The organism is Phyllobacterium sp. P5_D12 (assembly GCF_054049495.1).
Genome location: NZ_JBFUMG010001187.1, coordinates 1 through 548 on the forward strand (window position 1 = coordinate 1; position 548 = coordinate 548).

The 548-nt window shown below is 50.4% G+C and carries 1 pseudogene; it reads right to left on the reverse strand.

Features of this window, described 5'->3' with window-relative positions:
* Positions 1-371, reverse strand: a pseudogene (locus tag ACXJ5O_RS29420) (hypothetical protein); the annotation flags it as partial.
* Between the last annotated feature and the right edge of the window lie 177 nt (positions 372-548).

Here is a 548-nt window from a genome sequence, read left to right on the forward strand (position 1 = left end):
CAGAGATTTGACGGGAAATAATCGCGGGCCCAATTCGGCAGATGTAACTGGGCCGTATCGATGATTTCCGCCATCTTCTGGAAAAGCGATACTATACCTTCGTCGGAACCATCGGTGAGCAGTGCCATGCTGCTCATGACAGCTGCGACAATCACCAAGATGAAGATCAGCGCCAGCATTGCCAACGCTATGGTTTTTGCCAGATGTCCGGAGATGCCTAGTCTACCGAGCAATGGAGCCGAATAATGGACGAGGTTGTAGACGAGCAGTCCTGAGAGGAGAGCCGAGAGCAAGCCTAGTTCAAGCACAGCGACGAGCGCGATGAACGACAAAATGTAGGAGGCAATTCGGAGCCTGGTGGCGGTTGGCAAGTGTGTCACCTGAGGGGCTGTCAATATTCAGCTGTACCTACTCTTGAAAACGTCCGCGACGCAAGCACCATTGATCCATGCAGGTAAATCTTCGCAATCTTGAGCACTGTATTCGATTGAAACATAACGGATTTGCAATTGTTTGACTCTATAAGTTACGAATGAACCGCCGGTATG